The sequence below is a fragment of the Streptomyces sp. NH27 genome (assembly GCF_056859195.1).
In genome coordinates this window covers 1-20,791 of sequence record NZ_JACEGK010000064.1, presented here as the reverse complement: position 1 = coordinate 20,791, position 20,791 = coordinate 1, and the positions used below count along the sequence as shown (strand labels likewise).

The 20,791-nt window shown below is 70.0% G+C and carries 17 protein-coding genes; 10 read left to right on the top strand and 7 right to left on the bottom strand.

Going from position 1 to position 20,791, the window contains the following annotated elements; translation table 11 throughout:
- Positions 1-681: 681 nt before the first annotated feature.
- The gene (locus AC13HU_RS08235; protein WP_483041102.1) at positions 682-1,596 is read left to right on the top strand and encodes an aminoglycoside phosphotransferase family protein; all 915 of its coding nucleotides are present in this window, start codon (positions 682-684) and stop codon (positions 1,594-1,596) included.
- Here the strand turns inward: AC13HU_RS08235 and AC13HU_RS08230 are convergent.
- The 4 genes from AC13HU_RS08230 to AC13HU_RS08215 are packed head-to-tail and all read right to left on the bottom strand — an operon-like array spanning position 1,503 to position 5,873.
- A complete protein-coding gene (locus AC13HU_RS08230; protein WP_483041103.1) occupies positions 1,503-1,931 on the bottom strand; it encodes a hypothetical protein in 429 nt (142 codons plus the stop codon). The genes AC13HU_RS08235 and AC13HU_RS08230 overlap by 94 nt on opposite strands.
- A gap of 59 nt (positions 1,932-1,990) precedes the next feature.
- Positions 1,991-3,010 carry a TniB family NTP-binding protein gene (locus AC13HU_RS08225; protein WP_483041101.1) on the bottom strand — a complete coding sequence of 340 codons (1,020 nt, stop codon included), beginning with the start codon at positions 3,008-3,010 and terminating at the stop codon, positions 1,991-1,993.
- Positions 3,004-5,115 (bottom strand): transposase family protein, encoded by a 2,112-nt coding sequence (locus tag AC13HU_RS08220; RefSeq protein WP_483041100.1) that lies wholly within the window; start codon positions 5,113-5,115, stop codon positions 3,004-3,006. Before AC13HU_RS08220 ends, AC13HU_RS08225 begins: the two co-directional genes overlap by 7 nt.
- Positions 5,115-5,873: a TnsA-like heteromeric transposase endonuclease subunit gene (locus AC13HU_RS08215; RefSeq protein WP_483041099.1), complete on the bottom strand. Its 759-nt coding sequence runs from the start codon at positions 5,871-5,873 to the stop codon at positions 5,115-5,117. The genes AC13HU_RS08220 and AC13HU_RS08215 overlap by 1 nt, the downstream gene beginning before the upstream one ends.
- A gap of 903 nt (positions 5,874-6,776) precedes the next feature.
- Here AC13HU_RS08215 and AC13HU_RS08210 point away from each other — a divergent pair.
- On the top strand, positions 6,777-7,424 hold the full coding sequence (locus AC13HU_RS08210; RefSeq protein WP_483041098.1) for a helix-turn-helix domain-containing protein: 648 nt from the start codon (positions 6,777-6,779) through the stop codon (positions 7,422-7,424).
- Positions 7,421-7,705 (top strand): DUF6126 family protein, encoded by a 285-nt coding sequence (locus tag AC13HU_RS08205; RefSeq protein ID WP_483041097.1) that lies wholly within the window; start codon positions 7,421-7,423, stop codon positions 7,703-7,705. Before AC13HU_RS08210 ends, AC13HU_RS08205 begins: the two co-directional genes overlap by 4 nt.
- Before the next feature lie 18 nt (positions 7,706-7,723).
- Here AC13HU_RS08205 and AC13HU_RS08200 read toward each other — a convergent pair whose 3' ends face one another.
- The gene (locus tag AC13HU_RS08200; RefSeq protein WP_483041096.1) at positions 7,724-10,138 is read right to left on the bottom strand and encodes a glycoside hydrolase family 95 protein; all 2,415 of its coding nucleotides are present in this window, start codon (positions 10,136-10,138) and stop codon (positions 7,724-7,726) included.
- Positions 10,139-10,461: 323 nt separating this feature from the next.
- Positions 10,462-12,153 carry a glycoside hydrolase family 99 protein gene (locus tag AC13HU_RS08195; protein ID WP_483041095.1) on the bottom strand — a complete coding sequence of 564 codons (1,692 nt, stop codon included), beginning with the start codon at positions 12,151-12,153 and terminating at the stop codon, positions 10,462-10,464.
- Positions 12,154-12,531: 378 nt separating this feature from the next.
- Between AC13HU_RS08195 and AC13HU_RS08190 the strand changes: the two genes are divergently transcribed.
- The 3 genes from AC13HU_RS08190 to AC13HU_RS08180 all read left to right on the top strand — a co-directional run bounded on the left by AC13HU_RS08190 (position 12,532) and on the right by AC13HU_RS08180 (position 15,175).
- Positions 12,532-13,479 carry a glycosylasparaginase gene (locus AC13HU_RS08190; protein ID WP_483041094.1) on the top strand — a complete coding sequence of 316 codons (948 nt, stop codon included), beginning with the start codon at positions 12,532-12,534 and terminating at the stop codon, positions 13,477-13,479.
- Between the two features lie 175 nt (positions 13,480-13,654).
- Positions 13,655-14,485: a M55 family metallopeptidase gene (locus tag AC13HU_RS08185; protein ID WP_483041093.1), complete on the top strand. Its 831-nt coding sequence runs from the start codon at positions 13,655-13,657 to the stop codon at positions 14,483-14,485.
- Positions 14,486-14,626: 141 nt separating this feature from the next.
- Entirely contained in the window at positions 14,627-15,175 is a 549-nt protein-coding gene (locus tag AC13HU_RS08180; RefSeq protein WP_483041092.1) for a pyridoxamine 5'-phosphate oxidase family protein, read from the top strand.
- A gap of 153 nt (positions 15,176-15,328) precedes the next feature.
- Here AC13HU_RS08180 and AC13HU_RS08175 read toward each other — a convergent pair whose 3' ends face one another.
- The gene (locus AC13HU_RS08175; protein ID WP_483041091.1) at positions 15,329-15,775 is read right to left on the bottom strand and encodes a cold-shock protein; all 447 of its coding nucleotides are present in this window, start codon (positions 15,773-15,775) and stop codon (positions 15,329-15,331) included.
- 185 nt (positions 15,776-15,960) lie between these two features.
- Between AC13HU_RS08175 and AC13HU_RS08170 the strand changes: the two genes are divergently transcribed.
- The 4 genes from AC13HU_RS08170 to AC13HU_RS08155 all read left to right on the top strand — a co-directional run.
- Positions 15,961-16,794: an alpha/beta fold hydrolase gene (locus tag AC13HU_RS08170; protein ID WP_483041090.1), complete on the top strand. Its 834-nt coding sequence runs from the start codon at positions 15,961-15,963 to the stop codon at positions 16,792-16,794.
- A gap of 297 nt (positions 16,795-17,091) precedes the next feature.
- Entirely contained in the window at positions 17,092-18,660 is a 1,569-nt protein-coding gene (locus tag AC13HU_RS08165; RefSeq protein ID WP_483041089.1) for a Re/Si-specific NAD(P)(+) transhydrogenase subunit alpha, read from the top strand.
- A 7-nt stretch (positions 18,661-18,667) separates the two neighbouring features.
- Entirely contained in the window at positions 18,668-20,074 is a 1,407-nt protein-coding gene (pntB, locus tag AC13HU_RS08160; protein ID WP_483041088.1) for a Re/Si-specific NAD(P)(+) transhydrogenase subunit beta, read from the top strand.
- A gap of 167 nt (positions 20,075-20,241) precedes the next feature.
- Positions 20,242-20,791, top strand: a 550-nt coding sequence (locus AC13HU_RS08155) for a class I SAM-dependent methyltransferase (RefSeq protein WP_483041087.1), incomplete at its 3' end; no start/stop codon positions are given.

Here is a 20,791-nt window from a genome sequence, read left to right as displayed (position 1 = left end):
CAACTGCCCCTCCTGGGCCATCGAGGTCGACGAGACCTGACCATCCGCCCGCGAGACCCGCGGGAGAGCGCTCTTCCGACAGCACGAACGGCCAGGAGAGCACTCCCCCGCGCCCGCTCCCCACACCCGGCAGCCGCCTCCCCCGCGCTTTCCCGGGGGTCCCGGCGTCCCCCGCCGTCGTACGGCTGGCCGTCGACCGGCTCGCACAGGGCGGCCGGGACGCGGAAGTCGGCCGGGGCAGGCAGGACCAGGAGCCGGCCCCGGTCGCTGCCCTGACTGGGCAGGTGGATTTGCAGGTCGTACCACCAGCCGTCCGGTTCCCTGCGTCGGGATTTCACGACGGCGAACAGGTGCTGCCCGTCCGGGAGGGTGACGTCGACCAGGGCCCATCTGCCTGCGGCAGCGCAGCCGGCCGCACCTCGCCGCGCTTCGGGTCCTGGTCGTCGCTCATCCCTCCAACCTAGTTCGATTCCCCGTTCGATTCCATGGGTGGATGTCCCGTCTCAAGTGATCTGGTCCGAAGCTGCGACTGCGACCTGGGGTGACCAGAACGGTTGAGACACCTGGGTGGCAGAAAATCTCAGTTGATCTGGACCCTGGCGTATGAATACTGGCTCTTGTCTCAGTTGATCTGGTCTGCTTCCGGCGTTTCGAATTGGACTAGTGGAAGGGCCTGCGAGAATGACCATGCACGATGACCAGGTGGACGTGACCACCGAAATCGTTGCGACCTTGATCCAAGAACAGTTCCCTCAGTGGAGCGGCAAGGCGATCCAACTCCTGTCGTCGACCGGGACGGTCAACGCCATCTTCCGCATCGGGAACGACCTCTCTGCGCGTTTCCCACTGCGTCTGACCGATGCTGCCGAGGCGCTGGCTGTTCTGGAACAGGAAGCCCAGGCGAGCGCGGAGCTGGCACAGGTGTCTCGGTTCCCCGCCCCTGAACCCGTCGCCCTGGGAAAGCCTGGAGCGAGTTACCCAATGCCGTGGTCGGTCCAGACATGGCTGCCGGGAACGGTCGCCTCTGATGCCGACCCGAGTGGATCCGACGCTTTCGCCGAGGACCTTGCGGCCTTCATCGCAGCCCTGCGGGACGCCGAGACGCGGGGGCGGATCTTCAACGGCGAAAATCGTGGCGGCGTTCTCGCTCACCACGACGACTGGATGGCGAAGTGCTTCGAGGAGAGCAATGGGCTGCTCGACGTGCCCCGGCTGCGCCAAGTGTGGAGCCACCTCCGGGAGTTGCCACGCACCGGTCCCGACGTCATGAGCCATGGTGACCTGATTCCCGGCAACGTACTGGTCGAGGGAGACCGGCTCAGCGGCGTACTCGACACCGGCGGCTTCGGCCCGGCCGACCCCGCGCTGGATCTGGTCAGCGCCTGGCACCTGTTGCAGCCAGGCCCGCGGGAAGTGCTCCGACGGACACTGGCCTGCGACGATCTGGAGTGGGAGCGCGGCAAGGCATGGGCGTTCGAACAGGCGATGGGTCTGGTCTGGTACTACGTCGAGAGCAATCCGACGATGAGCAGAATGGGGCGCCGGACACTCGACCGCATTCTGGAGTCGACGAAGTCGATGTCGCCCCGATCGTAGGCCGTGACAGAGACGATCGCTTGCAGCCCCCACCACCGCCCAACAGGAACAGATCGGCTGAGACAGGCCAGGAATTTCCCGTATCTGACGATCTGATCCGTGGTGACAGCTGTGACCTGCGGCGACCAGAAGAATTGAGACGCCGCGAGGTCGGAAATAGTGATCAGCGAGGAGTACAGGCCCTCACGGCGCAGTAGTGCGCCCTTGTCCTGCTTGTTCAAGGTCTCGTACTCGGCGAGGATCTTCGCCTTGTATGCCGCCGAGTATCGGCGGGGCACGGTGGAACGGGGCTCTACCTGCGGATCCGGGGCCTGGTGGTCGTTGTTGCTGGCCACTTCGGGCAATCCTCCTTCACCGCCCTCGACTGAATGAAACGGCCACTTTACCCGACTCATCACACTTTGACAGAGAGGGGGGTGATCTGTTCGGTGCCGTCAAGGATGGCGTCGATCGCGGCTCCGCGGATGAGGTGGGACAGGCTTCCGATCATTCCGCCGGTCCGGTCGTGCAGGTAATGGGCCAGCCCTTCCAGGGACTTCGGCTGATGGCGATGGAGCCTGAGAGCGTCTTCGAAGGTGCTGACCAGCCCGGTCCATTCCTTGGTGCGGGGAAAGGAGACGGTGTCGATGACCGCGAAGCGTCCGGCGATCTGCCGGCCACGGGTTCCGTTGAAGAGTCCGCCGGCCTCCAGGTCGACTCCGGCATAGACGAAGGTCGCGGGGATGCGCTCGGAGAAGTACTTCAAGGTGTCGGAGACCTCGGCTCCGTTGCGGGTTGCCAGCGAGAGATTGTGCAGTTCGTCGACACACACAACGCTCACCCTCGCGTCGATGAGGACGCCGCAGACGGCTTCGATGACGTCGGTGATGTTGGCGCGCGTGGTGACGGGAAGGCCCAGGAAGCGGGCGAATTCGACGGCCAGCATGCGTGAGGTCGCCGCGGGCGGGACGGTGACGTAGACGACCGGGATCCGATCGTCGGCCCCAGGGTGACGACGCCGGTCGATGGCCTCGATGGTCTTGCCGAACTGGGTGAGCGCGGTGGTCTTTCCGGTCCCGGCCGGACCGGAGAGGATCAGACCCCGGCGGGCACTGATCGCATGACGGTTGAGCAGGGTCAGGCGCCTGCCCGAGGTGACGACCGTGCGCAAGGTGGAGGTCGCGGCGACGGTGAGACGTGTGTGGTAGTCGAGTCGGCCGTCGTCGTAGTCCTCCCGGGCATCGTCGTCCAGGTCGGCGAGCGCGTGATCGGGAAGTAGTTCCGGCGGAATCGGATCTTGGACGGTGAACTCCCGCCAGCCCTCCAGGGTGGTGAGGTAGCGGTGCAGGTCCTCGCGGTCCAGGGCGCGTCGCCAACTGTGCCGGCGGTCGGGGTCCGGTTGCTGGGCAGAGGCGGGTCCGGTCGCGGTCACCATCGTATGTCGGCCTCCTTGAAAGGGTCGAAGACTCCGAGTGGGATGACCTTCGCGATCGGCTCGTCGTCCGTGCCGGCCACCGCCTCCTCATCGTCGGCGAGCGGGCCGTCCGCATCGGGCCGGGCCAGTGCTTCGGGCTGCGGACGCCGCAGCCCGGGGTTTTCGGCGGCAGCTCGGGTCCGGGCGGCGACGCGCCGGTCGCGCTTGGACATCCGCGTCGACGGCCCGTCCGCATCGGCCGGCCCCTGACTGGCCTTGATCAGCAGCGCGGCGACCGCTCCAGCGATCTCTTCCTCGGTGGGGTTGGGCCTGCCCTCCCGACGCAGGTCGGCCGCGGCGTGGTCCCAGGCCAGATCGCCGAAGGGCTGCGGAACGCTGCCCAGGTGCTTCCAGGGGATGGCGATCCAGCCGGTCTCCCAGTGGTTGCGCATCCAGATCCAGTTGGCGTCGTAGGGGTCTCGGTGGATCTCCCACAGGTTCCTCTTGCGGGTGACACCCGAGGGCTGGCGCCGGAAAGACCCCAGGTCGGGGCAGTCGTAGATCCGGTTGTTGACCTTGATGCCGTAGGAATTCACGGCCCGCCAGGCCGCAGGCAGCAGTTCCACGTAGTCGTCGCCGCTCAGGGCGAGCGGAACGTAGCCCGCGGTCTCGACGAGGCTGGCGTACTTCTGGTTCGGCGTGAAGGTCCGTCCTGGGACGCCAGGGTCGCGCAGTCCGTCATGGGGCCTGTTTTGCCACTTGGCAACGAGCCATTCGTCGAGAAGCTCCTGGATCTCCAGCATCGACCACAGCGGCTCGTCCTCCACGTTGCGACCGCGGTGTTCGGCAGTGCGGCCCAGGTGATCGGGGAGGAACTGGCAGAACATCGTGGCCACTGATTCGAGTGTGCGTTCGATATGGGGCTTCTCCGTCGGGGATCGTGGGTGGCAGGGCTGGAAAGTGATCTCCAGGGCGCAGCAGGAGGAGCGGAAGTTCTCGGAGATGAACGCCTTGCCGCGGTCGCAGACGATGGTCTCGGGGATGATGACCGGTCGGGCCGCGGCGTGCTCCAGCCGCTCGTCCAGGGACAGCAGTCGGCGGTGCGGCAACACCGGGCGGGACATCGCCAGCGCCTGGACCCAGCCGGGCCGCATCGGCTCCGGGGTCAGGGTGCGGGCCAGCAGCAGCGAGGCGTCCACGGACTTGGTGGTGGGCCGTCCCACCGCAGCCGCGATGGTGCGGGTGGCCAGGTCGACCAGGGCGGTGAGCTCGACCCGGCCGGGAACACCGCGATCCAGCCGCACCAGCACGTCCAGCGGGGTGGAGTCAATCTGCATCAACTCGCCCGGAGCCGCGACGCTTTCGTAGCGGAACGGCCCCTCGGGCTGGTCGGCGAGTGAGCGGCGGGTGCGGGCCGACCCGGTCACGTGGACGCCGTGCGACAGCTTGTCGAAGATCCGGTAGAACGTGGCCCGTGACGGCATCTCCACCGTGCCCTCGCCGTGCTCAGCGGCCAGGATCCGCTCGGTCCGCCAGCGTGCGTGCTCGATCGTGCGGGTCGAGGCCGGGATGCTCTCGCTGATCGCCTGGCGGATCGCCGCCACCACGCGCGGATCGGCCCGGCCCAGCAGCGTGGCGTGCGGGGCGAGCCGACGGTCCACGACTGCCGTGATGCCGCCTGCCTCGTAACGCTGCCGCTTGCGCTTGACGGTCCGTGCGGTGATCTCCTCGCCCAGCGCGGCCAGTTCGGCGGCCTTGGCCCGTTCGCGTTCCGCCAGCGAGCAGTTCGCCGGGTCGTACTCCGGCCGAGGCCGGGTCCCAGCGGGAGCATCCAGGGGCAGGCCGGTGAGGAGTTCGACCAGGTGCCGCTGCCACCACAGTGCACGCTCGGCGACCTTCTCCGGCAGGTGTTCCAACAGCGCGGCCGATGCCAGCGCGGTGCGGTCGCCGGCGCCGATCACCGCGAAGTCCCCGGCTGCCTGGAGATGGACCTGATCCACGAGCATGCCGCTGCCATGGGTGTCGGCCAGTCGGACCTGCATCCCGGTCAGGCCGACGACGGTATAGGTGTGCTCCTGGAAACGGACCCGGTCACCCAGCCGAAGCCGTCCCGGTCGCGCGGACATCACGCCCGCCCCCGGGCCGCCAGCTGGACCGACGAGTCGCCGCCCAGCGGGGCCGAGGTCAGGTCGGTGAGCAGTTCATGGCGCCAGAGCAGGTGATAGAGCACCGGCAGCACAGCCAGGCGGTCCCCGACCCGGTCAGCCCCGGCGAACAGCGGCTGCGGCTCGGCGAACACCTCCCTCAACTCATCCGCCACCGGTGCCTTAAAACAGCGGCGGTGGCGGTAGCGGGCCAGCCAGCGCAAGTTCACGCGATAGGGCTGGTCCAGGTCGCCGACATGGCGGAACTGCCAGCCCACCGCCATGCATACTCGCGCGGTGAACGCGAAGACCTCAGCGGTGTCCTCATCGACTAGGTCCCGAGGACGGACGTCCACGACGACACCTGTGCCGTCCTCGAGCCGGGCGAAGTAGTCCGGGGTGTGCTCGCGTTCTCGCCGGCCGTCCGTCCAGGCCAACTGGAAGGGCTGAGACGCCAGAGCGACGACGGCAGGGTCGAAGTCCAGGGCCACCGCCGCATCCCGCTCGACCCATGACTCGTAGCCCACCTGGGCCCGCGACGTCGCTGCCCAGTACTCGCCCGTGAAGTTCTTCTGCCCCTTGAAGGAGGTGAACGGCCGGACTGGCAAGGCGAATTCGAAGGGTTCATCCCAGTGCCGGTCCAGTGAACCAAGACGCTCGACACCATCAGCATCGACGAATCCCACATCGACATCCGCCGCGTACCCCAAAGAAGACGCAGCGGCAGCTGCCTCGCCCACGTGCACCTCCGCCAGCCGCGTTCCGTCCCCGTACTACGAGCGTGGAACTGCAGTGGAGCCCCGTGTCCCAGGGACGAGAGGTGCCACTCGAAAGAGTGACAGATCTCCTCAAACAACCTGGCGAACCAGATCTTCTGAGACAACGAGCGAATCGGACCCGACCAACTGAGACAGGGACCAGATCAACAGAGACGGGACACCAGCGATGCAGTTGTCGCCGCTGAGCACCACCGCGGAGAGCTCCTGCTCAGTGGGGCTACTTCGCGTCGTGATCGGTGCGGCCACCGTCTACGAGTAGTCACCCGAGATGATCAAAGTTCAGTGGCAAACGGTCAAGGTTCAGTGTCACCGGACAGGCGTTCCACGGACATCACTGCCGCAGGTCACAGTCGTGGAACGCCGGTAAGCGGTGCGACGGCGCAAGCGGGTGAGCAACCGGTGCAAGTCCCCCACCCGCCGCGCTCCTGCCGGAACTTAACGGTGGCCCCGCCGCCCCGCCGTAGAAATTTTCGTGGACGCGCTCCCACGTTCCCGCCCCGCCGCCAGCGAGTTAGACGACCGGTGCGGGTGGCGCAGGCGACGCGGCGTGGTCGGTCGGCGCGGCGACCGGGGCGGACGGCCGGACCCCTGACACGACCGTCCGCCGCGGCCCGGCGCATCGACGCCTCGACGCGCGCGCCGGGTCGGCCCTCGCCGCGTCCACGGCGCGGCTGCACGCCCAGCAGACCACCGCCCAGCAGACCACCGCCCGGCCGCCGGAAGCCGACCGCGGTCCCGACGGCGCTTCCCGACAGCTCGCACAGCCCCGGACCGACCGGGCGGCCCGCCTGGGCGTCCACCGAGCGGTTTGCCTCTGAGGCAAGGCTTTTGCCTCAGAGGCACAAAATGTTGTTCCATGGGTGCATGGACGACGCGACCGACACCCCGGACGCCGCCGCTGCTGTGGCCGGCGCCGATGCACAGGCGCTGGCCCCGCGGCTGCGTGACCGGCGACGCGCTAGCGGCCTCACCCTGGAGGCCGCGGCCCGCCGCACCGACCTGTCGGCCGCACACCTGTCCCGGCTGGAGTCCGGCCTGCGCCAGCCGTCGCTGCCGGTGCTCCTCGGCCTCGCCCGCCTGTACGGCACCACCGTCTCCGACCTGCTGGGCGAGACGGCGGCCGAGCCCGATCCCATCGTACGCGGCGCCTCGATGGCCGCGGTGCCCGCCGGCGGCTGGACGTACCGGCGGGCCGGCGGCACCGGGCGGGCCATGCAGGCGCTGCGCGTGCACGTGCCCGCCCGGGCCCAGGGCGGCCTGGTCCGCGTGCACCCCGGCGAGGAGTGGCTCTACGTCACCGCCGGGGTGCTCGAACTCTCACTCGGCGACCGCTCGCACACGCTGGCCGTCGGGGACTCCGCGCACTTCGACTCGCTCGTGCCGCACCGGCTGGCGGCCGGCGGCCCGGACGGGGTCGATCTGCTCTTCCTCCACACACTTGTCCAGAGCGAGACGTCGGCGCTGTGCGTCGTGCCGCGCGAGCCCGCCGACCCCCGAGGAGGCCGTTCATGACCACGAACCCCGCCGAGCCGCGCGCCCACCCCGCGCCGGAGTCCGACCCGACGGCGCAGACCGGTTCCGGACCGCAGACCGTCCCCGATCCGGCAGCCGCCACCGCACCGGCCGCTTCCGCGCCGCAGCCCGTGCCCGTCGTCGTGGTCGTGCCGGCCCTCGACAGCACCGAGAAGCACAAGGAGCGCGCGGTGATCCTGCGCGTCCTGGTGTACGTCGCGGTGGCGCACTTCCTGGCGTTCTTCCTGTGGCTGATGTTCGCGGTGATCGGCAAGAGCTGAGCCGTACGGCTCGGGCTCTCAGAATCGCAGCGTCACGCTGCGGCCCGGCGCCGTACGCACCGTGCGCACCGTGCTGCCCGCCACCACCTCGGTGCTGTGGCCGCCGACGCTGTGGATCACGGCCTGCCGCACCCGCCCGTCGCGCCAGGTCAGGTCCACGGTGAAGCCGCCGCGGGCGCCGACGCCGGTGATGTGGCCGCCGGCCGCCCACGCCTTCGGCAGCGCGGGCAGCAACTCGATCCGGCCCGGCCGGGAGTACACCAGCATCTCCACCATCGCCGACGGCGTACCGAAGTTGGCGTCGATCTGGAAGACGCTGCTGTCCTGCCCGAGCTGGTAGATGTCGAAGAAGTTGAGCGCGGAGCCGTTGCTGTCCGCGGTGGAGGGCCGCAGGTTGGTGGTGACCAGCTGGTACGCCTTCTCCGCGTCGTGCAGCCGGGCCCAGCACAGGGCGCGCCAGGCGTTGGCCCAGCCGTAGCTGTCCATGCCGCGGGCGGTGAGCAGCGCGCGGACGGCGGCGACGAGGTCGGCCGGCGAGGAGTCGAGGGTGATGCGGTCACCGGGGAAGAACCCGATCAGCGGCGAGAGGTGGCGGTGCTGGTCCTCGCCGAGGTTGTCCGGCGACATCCACTCCTCCAGCCAGCCGTTGGCGGGGCTGATCCGCGGCAGGTAGAGCCGGTCGCGCAGGCCGCCGATGGTGCGGGCGAAGCCGGCGTCCTTGCCGAGGACCTGGGCGGCGGTGCGGTAGTTGCCGAACAGTGCCCAGACCAGTTCTTGGGAGTAGGTGTTGCCGATGCCGTCCTGCGGGCCCTGCTCGGGCGACCAGTCCTTGTCGTCGACGAGGACCTCGCGGTCCTCGCCGGTGGCGGGGTCGGTGACGGTCATGGACACCAGCCGGGCCTGCCAGAACTCGCAGGCGCCCTTGAGCAGCGGGTAGATCCGGGCCAGGGTGCGGGCGTCCTGGGTGTACTCGTAGTGCTCGAAAAGGGAGTTGGCGATCCAGGCGTTGGCCGCGGGGTGCCACCACCAGCCGGAGCCGCCGTGGATGTTGGTGGAGAACGCGACCGTCCAACCGGCGACCTTGCCGGAGGAGTTGCGGAAGCGGTTGCGGGGGTCGTTGAAGAGCTTGCCGGTGTTCTGCGTCCAGGACGGGAGCTGGGCGACGCAGTAGTCGGTGAAGGCGTCGAAGCAGCCGGGCAGGGCGGTGCGATCGGCCATCCAGTAGTTCATCTGGAGGTTGATGTCGGTGTGGTAGTCGCCCATCCAGGCCGGGTCGTTGACGTCCAGCCACAGCGACTGCAGGCCCATCGGGACGCTGTCGCGGGAGCCGCAGATCATCAGGTAGCGGCCGAACTGGAGGTAGGACGCTTCGAGTTCCGGGTCGGGCGCGGCGCCGTCCGCGGCGCGGGCCTGCAACCGGGTCCAGGTGTCGGCCTGCTTCTGCTGGTCGGTGGAGGTGCCCAGTGACAGCGTCATCGCGTCGAACAGGCGCCGGTAGTCGGCGACATGGGTGCCGCGCAGGACGGCGGGGCTGTGCCGGAGCGCGGCGCGGGCCTTGGTACGCGCGAGGGCGCGCGGGTCGAGGCCGGGGGCGCGGTAGCCGCGGGCGGCGTCCGGGGCGTAGTCGGTGCCGCCGCTGAACACCACGGTGAGGTCGGCGCAGCCGGTGAACTCGATGGCGGAGGCGGTGACATCGACGGTTCCGGTGCCGCTGGTGGCGGTGACGGCGGCGGAGTAGCGCAGGTCGTTGTCGAAGGCGGCGGCGAAGGACAGGGTGCCGTCGCCCGCGTCACCGGCCGGGGTCTCGTCATGGGTGCCGGCCAGGACGATCCGGCCGGTGTGGCTGCCACCCGCGGTGCTGGACAGGTGGAGCACGATCACGTCGTCGGGGTGGCTGGCGTAGACCTCGCGGGTGTAAGTGGCGCCGCCCTGCCGGTAGGTGGCGGTGACCAGGCCGTTGCTCAGGTCCAGGGTGCGGCGGTAGTCCGTGACGGAGTCCGCGGTGTGGGCGGGGATCTGCACGGAGAGGTGGGCGAGTTGGGTGAGGGATCCGAACTCGACCTGCTCGTAGGGGAACTGGCCGTCATCGTCGAGGACGTCGTTGCGGGTGCCGGTCCACAGGGTGCTGTCGGTGATGTAGAGCGCTTCGTCGGCGGGGTCGCCGCTGACGAGCGCGCCGATCCGCCCGTTGCCGACCGGCAGGCCCTGCTGGATCATCGCGTCGGCCGACGCCGGGGCGGTGTACCACAGGCGTACGGCGGCCGCGTCGTCCGTGCGGGGATCGGCGGTGGGCCGCTGGGGTTCCGCGGCGGCGGCGGTGAAGGCCGGCAGCCCGGCGAATGCGGCGAGCGAGCCGGCGGTGCCGGCACCGGCCAGGGCGAGAAAGCTCCGACGACTGGGCCGCTGAGCAGGTACGGGCTGAGGGGCGGTCATGAAGGGTGTTCCTCCTGTGATGTTCTGCGGCAGACGGGGTTCCTGGCAGACACGCAGGAGCAACATAAAACTACGAATTAATGTATTCAAGGGTTCTGACAGCAGTCCGCCGGCTGCAATCTCCAGCGTGACATCCGATGTCTGGCGGAGTATGCCCATGATCGAGCCGAGTGATGTGAGGGGGCGCCCCTTAAATGGGCGCCCCCGGCCAGGCGTTGACTCCGACCCGGCCGGGGGCAGTCCGGGCGGCCGCACGGGGAAGGGTCGGCGACCGCCCGGACGACGCGCGGCCACGGCACCAACTCGCCGGCCACGGCACCAGCTCAGCTCGCGAAGACCTGGAGCTCGGAGAGTTGCGCGGCCGGCCAGCCGGTGTTGGCGGTGAAGTTCAGCCGCACGTAGCGGGTGGTGACCGCGGCCGGCAGGGCGACGGTCGCGGCGTTGCCTGTGGCCGGGTCGAACGTGTAGCCGGCGGAGGCGGCGAGTTGGGTGAAGCCGCTGCCGTCGGTGCTGCCCTGCACGAAGAGCGTCTGGGTGCGGGTGGCCCAGGCGGTGGCGGGTGGCAGGTTGAGCACGAGCCGCTCGACCGCGGTCGCGGCGCCCAGATCGACCTGGAGCCACTGCGGGAAGGCGTTGTCGGCCGACTCCCAGTAGGAGTTGGGATCGCCGTCGGTGGCGTTGCCGGAACCGTAGGACTGGGTGTGGCTGCTCTCCGACGTGGACCGGTTCAGGGCGAGGTCCCCGGTGGGTGGGGGCGTGGTGCTCCCGCCGGCCACCGGCTGGGTGGGTCGGGTGGCGGTGAGGGCGATCTGACCCTTGAGCATGCGGCCGCCGTCGCCGGTCAGCCGCAGGTAGTAGTCCGAAGAGCAGGCCGTGCCGTCCTCGTCGAGCGCCAGGAAGCCGGAGTTCGTCGGCAGCCATGCCTGGCTCTCGGCGGTCTTGGCGATCTGGTTGCCCTCGTTGAACTCGTCGAACATCGAGATGTAGACGCTCTGCACGCCGGCCCGGACCGTGTTGTAGAACTGCCGCCACATGAAGTCGCCGTGTGCGCGCTGACGCAACGTCACCGCACCGGGCAGCACGCAGGGTTGGTAGTCGATGCCGTAGGTGGCGCACTCCGCGAGGTCCGGCACCGTCGCCACGTTGTAGAAGTTGTCGGCGTCCGACACGTTGCCGATCCGGCCCACCATCCACGGCGAGAGCATGTCGAACGCGTGGTACACGTCCGTGAAGCCGGGGCGCGAGTCGCGGTCCCCGGTGCGCCACCACGTCGGCACCCCGCCGATCACGTAACAGCCCTGGCTCTTGAACCAGTTGACGACGTCCAGGCAGGCGTCGGCGGCGAACGGCCGCTGGTTGTCGGCGAAGCCGAAGCCCCACACGCACACCACCGGCTTGCCGTTCTGCACCGCGTACGCCGAACTCGCGGTGTGGGCGTGCATCTTGCTGGTCCAGTCGGTCTTGATCTCCGACTGCATGTTCGTCCAGTCGGAGACGTCGTACATGATGTAGAACTTCCGCCCGTACTTCTCGGCGGAACTGCGCACCTTCGCCGCCATGTCGTCGCGGGTCGGGCCCTCGCTGCCGTTGGGGTTGAAGCGCTGGAGCGCGGCGACGTCGATGCCGTTCTCCTGCAGCCACAGGAAGTGCGTGTCGACGGTCTGCTGGTCGTACGACGAGAACAGCGTGGCCGGCTGGCCGTTGCCGAGCGCCGCGTAGCCGGTCTGGTACGTGTGGGCGTAGTCGCGTACGTCCGGCCACGCCACGATCCCGGTGTTCGACGGCGACGGCGCCGACGCGCTGTTCGCGCTCCAGTGCCACCAGGCGTTGATCGGCGCGCCGTCGCCGATGCACGCGAACCAGCCCTGATAGCCGACGGTCACCTTCCCGACCACGTCGCCGGGGCCGCTGACCGCCGACGCGGCCCCCGCGGTCGCGGTCTGCGTGAGGACGGCGGTTCCTGTCGCGGTGGCGGCCACCGCGGCCTGCAGGAAGACCCTGCGTGTGACACCCATCTGGACTCCTCCGGTCGGTTGTCGAACTCCGGCAACCGCAGGGCTGTTACGCGGATCTGGACCGGCCCGGCGGCTGGTGCGGGGATCGTAACGACGCGAACACACAGGCGCAATAGATCGCGCATCAGGCGAAATATTTGACAGATGAAGCGCAAGAAGTTCGGCGTCAGTCTCTCTTCCGTATCCCGCACCCCTGCGGGCACAGCCGTGACCCCCGGGCCGGCGCAGCCGTGACTCCTGGCAGGCGACGGCCGCACCCCCGGCCGGGAGCAGCCCTGACCCGTGCGGGCGCAGCCGCGGCGGAACCGCGGCCCCCGGTTGCCCGTCCCAGGTCAACGAGTGCAAGACTGCGCCGGCGAACTCGGATCAGGAGGACACGTGGCGGAAGCGACGATCATCGGCAGCGAACGCAGCGAAGCGGGACTTGCGACCGGGATGGAGGTGCTGCGCCGCGGCGGCTCGGCACTGGACGCCGTGGAGGCCGCGATGCGGCGCTGCGAGGACAACCCCGCCGACCACTACGTCGGCACCGCGGGCCTGCCCAACGCCCGCGGCGAGGTCGAGTTGGACGCCTCCCTGATGCTCGGCTCCGGCCGGCAGTTCGGCGCGGTGGGCGCGCTGAAGGGCTACCCGAACCCGATCTCGGTGGCCCGCGCGGTCCTGGAGAAGCTGCCCCAGCACAGCCTGCTGGTGGGCGAGGGCGCCGCGCTGTTCGCCGAGGAGTGCGGCTTCACCACCGCCGACCTGATCACCGACGAGTCCCGCGAGCTGTGGCGCAAGCAGGTCGCCGACTCCCGCGAGTCGGTCGAGGGCGAGAACACCGCCGCCACCGACGGCGACGCCCGCTACCGGGAGAGCGCCCTCGCGCTGATCCGCCGGCTCGCCCCGCACGACGGCCCCTGGGGCACCATCAACATCATCGCTCTCGACGCCACCGGCGAGATGTGCGTGGGCGTGTCCACCTCCGGCTACCCCTACAAGTACCCCGGCCGGGTCGGCGACTCGGCGCTGCCCGGCGCCGGCAACTGGTGCGACCTGCGGGCCGGCGGCGCCGCGTGCACCGGCCGCGGCGAGCTGAGCATGCGCGGCGGCACCGCCCGCACCATCGTGGAACTGCTGTCCGCCGGGCAGGAGCCGTCCGACGCGTGCCGCGCCGCGCTCGCCGATGCCGCCACCCTGCCGGACGACTTCCGCGCGGAGTTGCGCGCGCTGGCGATGACCCCCGACGGGCGGCACGGAGGCGCGGCCGGCCAGCAGGGCAGCGTCTACGGTCTGATGACCGACGCGTCCACCGAGCCGGAGTTCCGCCCGAGAATCGTGCTGTGAGTACGGCGCGAGGCGGGAGAGGCGTGCGAGCCGTACGAGGCGGGCAAGGCGTGCGCGCCGGGAGGGCCAGGAGGGCAGCGCGAGCCGTGAATGCGGTGGATGCCATGGACGCCGTGGATGCTGCGAGAACCGTGAGTGCCGTACGTGCTGCCGTGAGTGCCGTGAGGAGCCTGCTGTGAAGATCTTCCTGTCCTCCGACATGGAGGGCACCGCCGGAGTCGTCGACTGGTCGCAGTGCCGGCACGGCCAGCCCGAGTACGCGTACTACCGCACCCTCCTGCAGGAGGAGGTCAACGCCGCGATCGAGGGCGCCGCGGCCGGCGGCGCGACCGCGTTCCTCGTCAACGACTCGCACTCCACGATGTCCAACCTGCGCCCCGACGCGCTGGCCGGCCGGGCCCGTTACCTGTCCGGACGGCACAAGCCGCTGTACATGATGCAGGGTCTGGACGACACGTTCGACGCGGTCTTCTTCGTCTCCTACCACGGCTCCATGTCCAGCTCGCCCGCCACTTTGTCGCACACCTACAACCCGGCCGCGATCGCCGAGGTCCGACTCAACGGCGTGGTCGCGGGCGAGAGCGGCATCAACGCGCTGGTCGCCCTCGGCCACGGCGTGCCGGTCGTCCTGATCACCGGCGACGACACCACCGCGGCCGAGTTGCGCCCCTTCTGCCCGGACGCGGTCGGCGCCGTCGTGAAGTCGTCCGTGTCCCGGTTCTCCGCCGACAGCATGCATCCCGAGGAGGCGCGCGAGGTGATCCGCTCGGCCGCCCGCCGTGCCGTGCAGACCCTCCCCTCGGCGTCCCTCCCGGCGATCGAGCTGCCCGCGACGCTCACCGTCCGCATGCGCAACCCCGACCTCGCGGAGATGGCCACCTGGATCACCGGTGTCGAACTCGACCCGGCCGACCCGCTCACGGTCACCCTCACCGACCAGGACCCGGTACGGCTGTACCGGACGTTCGTGACGGTCGTGCTGCTGACCCGGGGCATCGCGGAGTGACGGCGTAACCGGTCCGCGATTTCCCACCGTTCGAGGTGTTCGCGGCGTTCATGGCGTTCGTGGCATCCGCGGCGTTGTCGGTGGGATGCGTCATGCTGGCGGGAGAGCAGTCAGGACGGACGCGGCAGCGGAGGTGGCGGCATGGGAGCGGAGCATCAGGGCGCGGGTGCTGGAGTCGGCGTGCTGGACCGGCGGTTCAGCGATCCGGCGGCGGAGCCGAGCACGTGGGCGGAGGTCGGCGAGGTGCTCTCCGGCGCGGGCACGTACTGGCTGACGACCGTACGGGCCGACGGCCGCCCGCACCTCACCCCGCTGATCGCGATCTGGTACCGCGAGGCGCTGTACTTCTGCACGGGCGAGAGCGAGCAGAAGGCGCGCAACCTCACGGTGCACCCCGAGGTGGTCCTCGCCACCGGGGGCAGCGCGCTCAAGGACGGCCTCGACGTGGCCGTGGAGGGCCGCGCCGTGCGCGTCACCGGGCAACAGCGCCTTGCGGAGCTGGCGGCGGCGTGGGTGGCGAAGTACGGCGAGGAGTGGCGGTTCGTGGCTCTGGACGACGGCTTCCGGCACGCAGGTCCGGACGGCGCGGCGGCGCAGGGCACGGTGCCGGTGTTCGAGGTGGCGCCGGCGACGGTCTTCGCGTTCCGCAAGGGCGGGACCTACGCCCAGACCCGCTTCCGACTCACCTAGGGCCGCCCGGCAGTTCATCGCAGGGCACCCGGCAGTCCGCCGCGGCAGCGCTGCCCGCTCCCGGGGCACGGGTACACGCCCGCGCGCCCGATACGGCAGCCCGCCGCGGCAGTTGCCGCCCGACTTGCAGCCCTGCCCTGCGCCTCTGCTGCCCTAGTCCTCGATCCAGCCGTGGCTCTTGCCGAAGCGGGCCAACTGCTGGCGGATGAGGATGATCTGCTCGCCCGTCATCCAGGGGGCCGTCTTGAGGAGGAGTTCGGTGCACTCGCGGGTGTATTCGTACTCGCTGAGGACATCGCACATGGGGTCGTCGAGGTCGATGCCGCCCGAAGAGCGGGGAGCCGAGGAGACCGCGGGGCCGCGCGAGGTGGTGACACCCCCGGGCGCACCCTCGGCGCCATGGGCGAGGCGGACGGAGGACGCCTTCAGCCCCCGGTCACCGTCCTCGACCTCGAACTCGACCGCGACACCGGAGCGCACGAAGGACTCCGGAATCAACAGATCGTTGACGTGCAGGAACACGTCCTCACCACCGGTTTCCGGCGCAATGAACCCGTAACCGCGAGCACCGTCGAACCGAACAACCCGACCGGCAACCATGCCAAACCCCCAGCAACCACTCCCGGGCCCCTTGCCCGAATGACCTGCAACGAATGGTAGCGCTCACCCGGCGCGATCGGATACAGGCCACTCCCGGCGCGCCCGGCCGGTGATCCACATGCGGGCCGGGCGGGGCAGGTGTTGACTGGAGATTCCGTGATTCCGAAGCGCAGGAGACACGCGACATGGCATTCGTCACCGTGGGCCAGGAGAACACCGCGCCGATCGACATCCGCTACGAGGATCACGGCAGCGGCCGCCCCGTCGTGCTGATCCACGGCTACCCGCTCGACGCCCAGTCGTGGGAGAAGCAGGAGCGGGTGCTCCTGGCGGCCGGATTCCGGGTGATCAGCTACGACCGGCGCGGCTTCGGCCGATCCTCGCAGCCGGTCATCGGGTACGACTACGACACGTTCGCCGCCGACCTCAAGGCGCTGCTGGACCACCTCGACCTGCACGACGTGGTGCTGTGCGGGTTCTCGATGGGCACCGGCGAGGTGACCCGCTACCTGGGCAGGTACGGCTCCGGGCGGGTGGCCAAGGCGGTGCTGCTGGGCGCGATCCCGCCGTACCTGCTCAAGACCGACGACAACCCCGAAGGCGTGGACCAGGCGGTCTTCGACGGCATCAAGTCGGCCGTGATCGCCGACCGACCGGCGTACTTCAAGGACTTCCTCGACAACTTCTACAACATCGACATGTACCGCGGCACCCGGATCAGCGACCAGGCATGGAACAACAGCTTCAACGTCGCGGTCGGCGCCTCGGCGTACGCCGCTCACGCCTGCGTCGACACCTGGCTCACCGACTTCCGCGCCGACCTGCCGAAGATCGACGTGCCGACGCTGCTGCTGCACGGCGACGCCGACCGCATCCTGCCGTACGAGTCGACCGCGAAACGGCTGCCCGGCCTGATCAAGGACCTCACCTTCGTCACGGTGGAGGGCGGCCCGCACAACATCGCCTGGACCCACCCCGAGGTCGTCAACCCGGCACTGCTGGACTTCGTCAGCGGCTGACCTTCCACTTCGTCCCCGGTCGATCCCGCCCCGCCGGCGACTGACCCGGCCGACGGGCCGACCCGACGGGCGTGGCTGACTCGACTGACGCCGCTGACGCCGTTGACACGACCGCTTCCTTCCGTACCGGCGCGCCGCCGGTCCGCACCCCACCACGGGGAACGGGCCGGCGGCGCCTTCGTGTTGGCCGCGAAAGGCGTGGCCAAGTTGTCGGTACCGATCGCGAATGAACAATGCCCATCTGGTAATGCATGGCAGGCTGCGTAACCGAACCCGTCCAGGCCAGAAGGGACCAATATGAGTCAGTCTGCGCAACCTGTGGGTGTCGTGGGGGTCGTGTCGGAGTCGCAACCCGGGGAGACGCGGGTCGCGGCCACCCCGGCGACCGTGAAGCAACTACGCGGGCTCGGCTACGAGGTGGTGGTGGAGGCCGGGGCGGGGCACGGCGCGAGCCTGTCGGACGAGGCGTACGAGGACGCCGGGGCGGCGATCGGCGACCGGGTTCGCGTGTGGGGCGCCGACGTGGTGCTGGCGGTGAACGCGCCCTCGACGGAGGAGATCGGGCTGCTCCGCGACGGTGCCGTGTTGGTCGCGCTGCTCGCCCCGGCCACCCACCCCGAACTGGTCGACGCGCTCGCCGAACGGCCGGTCACCGCGCTGTCCATGGACGCGGTGCCGCGCATCTCCCGGGCCCAGTCGCTCGACGTGCTCAGCTCGATGGCGAACATCGCCGGGTACCGGGCGGTGGTGGAGGCGGCCCACCTCTTCGGACGGTTCTTCACCGGCCAGGTCACCGCGGCCGGCAAGGTGCCGCCGGCGAAGGTGCTCATCGCGGGCGCGGGCGTGGCCGGTCTCGCGGCGATCGGCGCGGCGGGCAGTCTGGGCGCGGTGGTGCGCGCCACCGACCCGCGGCCGGAGGTCGCCGACCAGGTCAAGTCGCTGGGCGGCGAGTACCTTTCGGTCGAGTCGGCGGAGGCCGAGGTGAGCGCCACCGGCTATGCGAAGCAGATGTCGGACGACTACAACACCCGCGCAGCCGCGCTGTACGCCCAGCAGGCCGCGGACGTCGACATCATCATCACCACCGCGCTGATCCCCGGCCGCCCGGCGCCGCTGCTGATCACCGAGGAGATGGTGGCGAGCATGCGGCCGGGCAGCGTCGTGGTCGACATGGCGGCCGCGCAGGGCGGCAACGTGGCGGGTACGGTCGCCGGGGAGGTGGTCGTCACCCCCAACCAGGTGTCGATCGTCGGCTACACCGACCTGGCCGGTCGGCTGCCCACCCAGGCGTCGCAGCTCTACGGCACGAACCTGGTGAACCTGCTGAAGCTGCTCACCCCCGGCAAGGACGGGCAGGTGGTGCTCGACTTCGACGACGTGGTGCAGCGCTCGGTGACCGTGGTGCGCGACGGCGAGAAGACCTGGCCGCCACCGCCGGTGCAGGTCTCGGCGGCACCCGCGCCGGCGGCCGGCGCCGCGCCACCGACCCCACCCGCGGGCAAGGCGGCGAAACGGCCGGCCAGTGCGGGCCGCCGCTACACCATGGTCGGCGCGGCCGCGGCCGTGCTGTTCGTGCTCGCCGGTTTCGCCCCCGCCCAACTCATCGGCAACCTCACCGTGTTCGTGCTGGCCATCGTGATCGGCTACTACGTGATCGGGCATGTGCACCACGCCCTGCACACCCCGCTGATGTCGGTGACCAACGCGATCTCCGGGATCATCGTGGTCGGCGCGCTGCTCCAGATCGGGCACGCGCACACGGCGGTGACGGTGCTGTCGTTCGTGGCGATCCTGCTGGCGTCCATCAACATCTTCGGCGGATTCGCCGTGACCCGCCGCATGCTCGGCATGTTCTCCAAGGACTGAGGCCGCGATGACTGCATCGACCGCCGCGCAGGCGGCCTACATCGTCGCGGCCCTGCTGTTCATCCTCAGCCTGGCCGGGCTGTCCAGGCACGAAACCTCCCGCTCCGGCGTGGTGTTCGGCATCTCCGGCATGGCGATCGCGCTCGCCGCGACCATCGGCCTGGCCTCCCGCAGCATCGCCGCCACCGGGATCGGCCTGCTGGTCGTCGCGATGGTGATCGGCGCCGGGATCGGCCTGTGGCGGGCCCGCCAGGTCGAGATGACCGGGATGCCGGAACTCATCGCGATACTGCACAGTTTCGTCGGCCTGGCCGCGGTCCTCGTCGGCTGGGACGGCTATCTCGAAGTGGAGGCCAAGGGCAGCGGCCAGACCGCGATCGCGCACGATCTGCTCGGCATCCACCACGCCGAGGTGTTCATCGGCATCTTCATCGGAGCGGTCACCTTCACCGGCTCGATCATCGCGTTCCTGAAGCTGTCCGCGCGGATCAAGTCCAGCCCGCTGATGCTGCCGGGCCGCAACTACCTCAACGTCGGTGCCCTGGTCGCCTTCGTCGGGCTGACCGCCGCGTTCGTGGCGTCGCCGAACATCGGCCTGCTGATCGCGGTCACCGTGGTCGCCCTCGCGCTCGGGCTGCACCTGGTCGCGTCCATCGGCGGCGGCGACATGCCGGTGGTGGTCTCCATGCTCAACAGCTACTCCGGCTGGGCGGCGGCCGCGTCCGGTTTCCTCCTCGACAACAACCTGCTGATCGTCACCGGCGCGCTGGTCGGCTCCTCCGGTGCGTACCTGTCGTACATCATGTGCACCGCGATGAACCGGTCCTTCCTGTCGGTGATCGCCGGCGGCTTCGGCATGGCGGCGGCCCCCTCGGACGACAAGGAGTACGGCGAGCACCGCGAGATCAACGCCGAGGACACCGCGGAACTGCTGCGCTCCGCCTCGTCGGTGGTGATCACCCCGGGGTACGGCATGGCGGTCGCCCAGGCCCAGTACCCGGTCGCCGACCTCACCCGGCGGCTGCGCGAGCGCGGGGTGGAGGTCCGCTTCGGCATCCACCCGGTGGCGGGGCGACTTCCGGGCCATATGAACGTACTGCTCGCCGAGGCCAAGGTGCCGTACGACATCGTCCTGGAGATGGACGAGATCAACGACGACCTCGCGGCGACCACCGTGGTGTTGGTGATCGGCGCGAACGACACCGTCAACCCGGCCGCTGCCGAGGACCCGGCCAGCCCGATCGCGGGCATGCCGGTGCTGCGGGTGTGGGAGGCGGAGAACGTGGTGGTCTTCAAGCGCTCGATGAACACCGGCTACGCGGGCGTGCAGAACCCGCTGTTCTTCCGGGAGAACACCCAGATGCTCTTCGGCGACGCGAAGGAGCGGGTGGAGGACATCCTCAAGGTGTTGTGACCCCCGCCGGGCCCCTTGCCGGTCGGACTTCGACGGTACGAGCCCGCGCCCCGGCGCTACGAACCGGGGCGTGGGCCGAGCCGGTAGGGTCCGGGCAGAGGGGCGCCAACTCGATCGCCTACGCTCGGTCACTGAACGGAAATCGCGAGGCGGAGGAGTTGCCGGGCATGGCCGACGAGGACGCGAGCAAGGCCGGCGAGGCGAACGACCGGGCCACCGTGTTCGGATCGATCGCCGCGGAGTACGGGCGGTTGCGGCCGGCGCCATGTGACGCGGCCGTGGACTGGCTGGTGCCCGAGGGCGCCGCGCGGGTGCTCGATCTGGCCGCCGGGGCCGGCACGTTGACCGGGCTGCTCGCCGAGCGGGTGCCCGAGGTGATCGCGGTCGAACCGGACGACCGGATGCGGGCGGTGCTCGCGGCGCGGAACCCGGGGGTGACCGCGCTCGACGGCACCGCGGAGACCATCCCGCTGCCGGACGGCACCCTCGACGCGGTCGTGGTCTCCTCGGCGTGGCACTGGTTCGACACCGAGCGGGCGGTGCCGGAGATCGCCCGGGTGCTGCGACCCGGCGGGCGGCTGAGCGTGGTGTGGAACGGGCTCGACGACACCGTGCCCTGGGTGCACGAGTGGCGCACCGGGTTGCGCGCGTCCCGTCCCGCCGCACCCGACCTCCCGCCGCGCGAGCGCTTCCCGCGCGGCGAGCAACTGCGTGAGG

Excerpts from the sequence above, each read along its gene's own strand:
- AC13HU_RS08165 (WP_483041089.1), top strand. The coding sequence starts at position 17,092 with ATGAGTCAGTCTGCGCAACCTGTGGGTGTCGTGGGGGTCGTGTCGGAG.
- AC13HU_RS08235 (WP_483041102.1), top strand. The coding sequence starts at position 682 with ATGACCATGCACGATGACCAGGTGGACGTGACCACCGAAATCGTTGCG.
- AC13HU_RS08220 (WP_483041100.1), bottom strand. The coding sequence starts at position 5,115 with ATGTCCGCGCGACCGGGACGGCTTCGGCTGGGTGACCGGGTCCGTTTC.
- AC13HU_RS08210 (WP_483041098.1), top strand. The coding sequence starts at position 6,777 with ATGGACGACGCGACCGACACCCCGGACGCCGCCGCTGCTGTGGCCGGC.
- pntB (WP_483041088.1), top strand. The coding sequence starts at position 18,668 with ATGACTGCATCGACCGCCGCGCAGGCGGCCTACATCGTCGCGGCCCTG.
- AC13HU_RS08200 (WP_483041096.1), bottom strand. The coding sequence starts at position 10,138 with ATGACCGCCCCTCAGCCCGTACCTGCTCAGCGGCCCAGTCGTCGGAGC.
- AC13HU_RS08195 (WP_483041095.1), bottom strand. The coding sequence starts at position 12,153 with ATGGGTGTCACACGCAGGGTCTTCCTGCAGGCCGCGGTGGCCGCCACC.
- AC13HU_RS08225 (WP_483041101.1), bottom strand. The coding sequence starts at position 3,010 with ATGGTGACCGCGACCGGACCCGCCTCTGCCCAGCAACCGGACCCCGAC.
- AC13HU_RS08175 (WP_483041091.1), bottom strand. The coding sequence starts at position 15,775 with ATGGTTGCCGGTCGGGTTGTTCGGTTCGACGGTGCTCGCGGTTACGGG.
- AC13HU_RS08205 (WP_483041097.1), top strand. The coding sequence starts at position 7,421 with ATGACCACGAACCCCGCCGAGCCGCGCGCCCACCCCGCGCCGGAGTCC.
- AC13HU_RS08180 (WP_483041092.1), top strand. The coding sequence starts at position 14,627 with ATGGGAGCGGAGCATCAGGGCGCGGGTGCTGGAGTCGGCGTGCTGGAC.
- AC13HU_RS08170 (WP_483041090.1), top strand. The coding sequence starts at position 15,961 with ATGGCATTCGTCACCGTGGGCCAGGAGAACACCGCGCCGATCGACATC.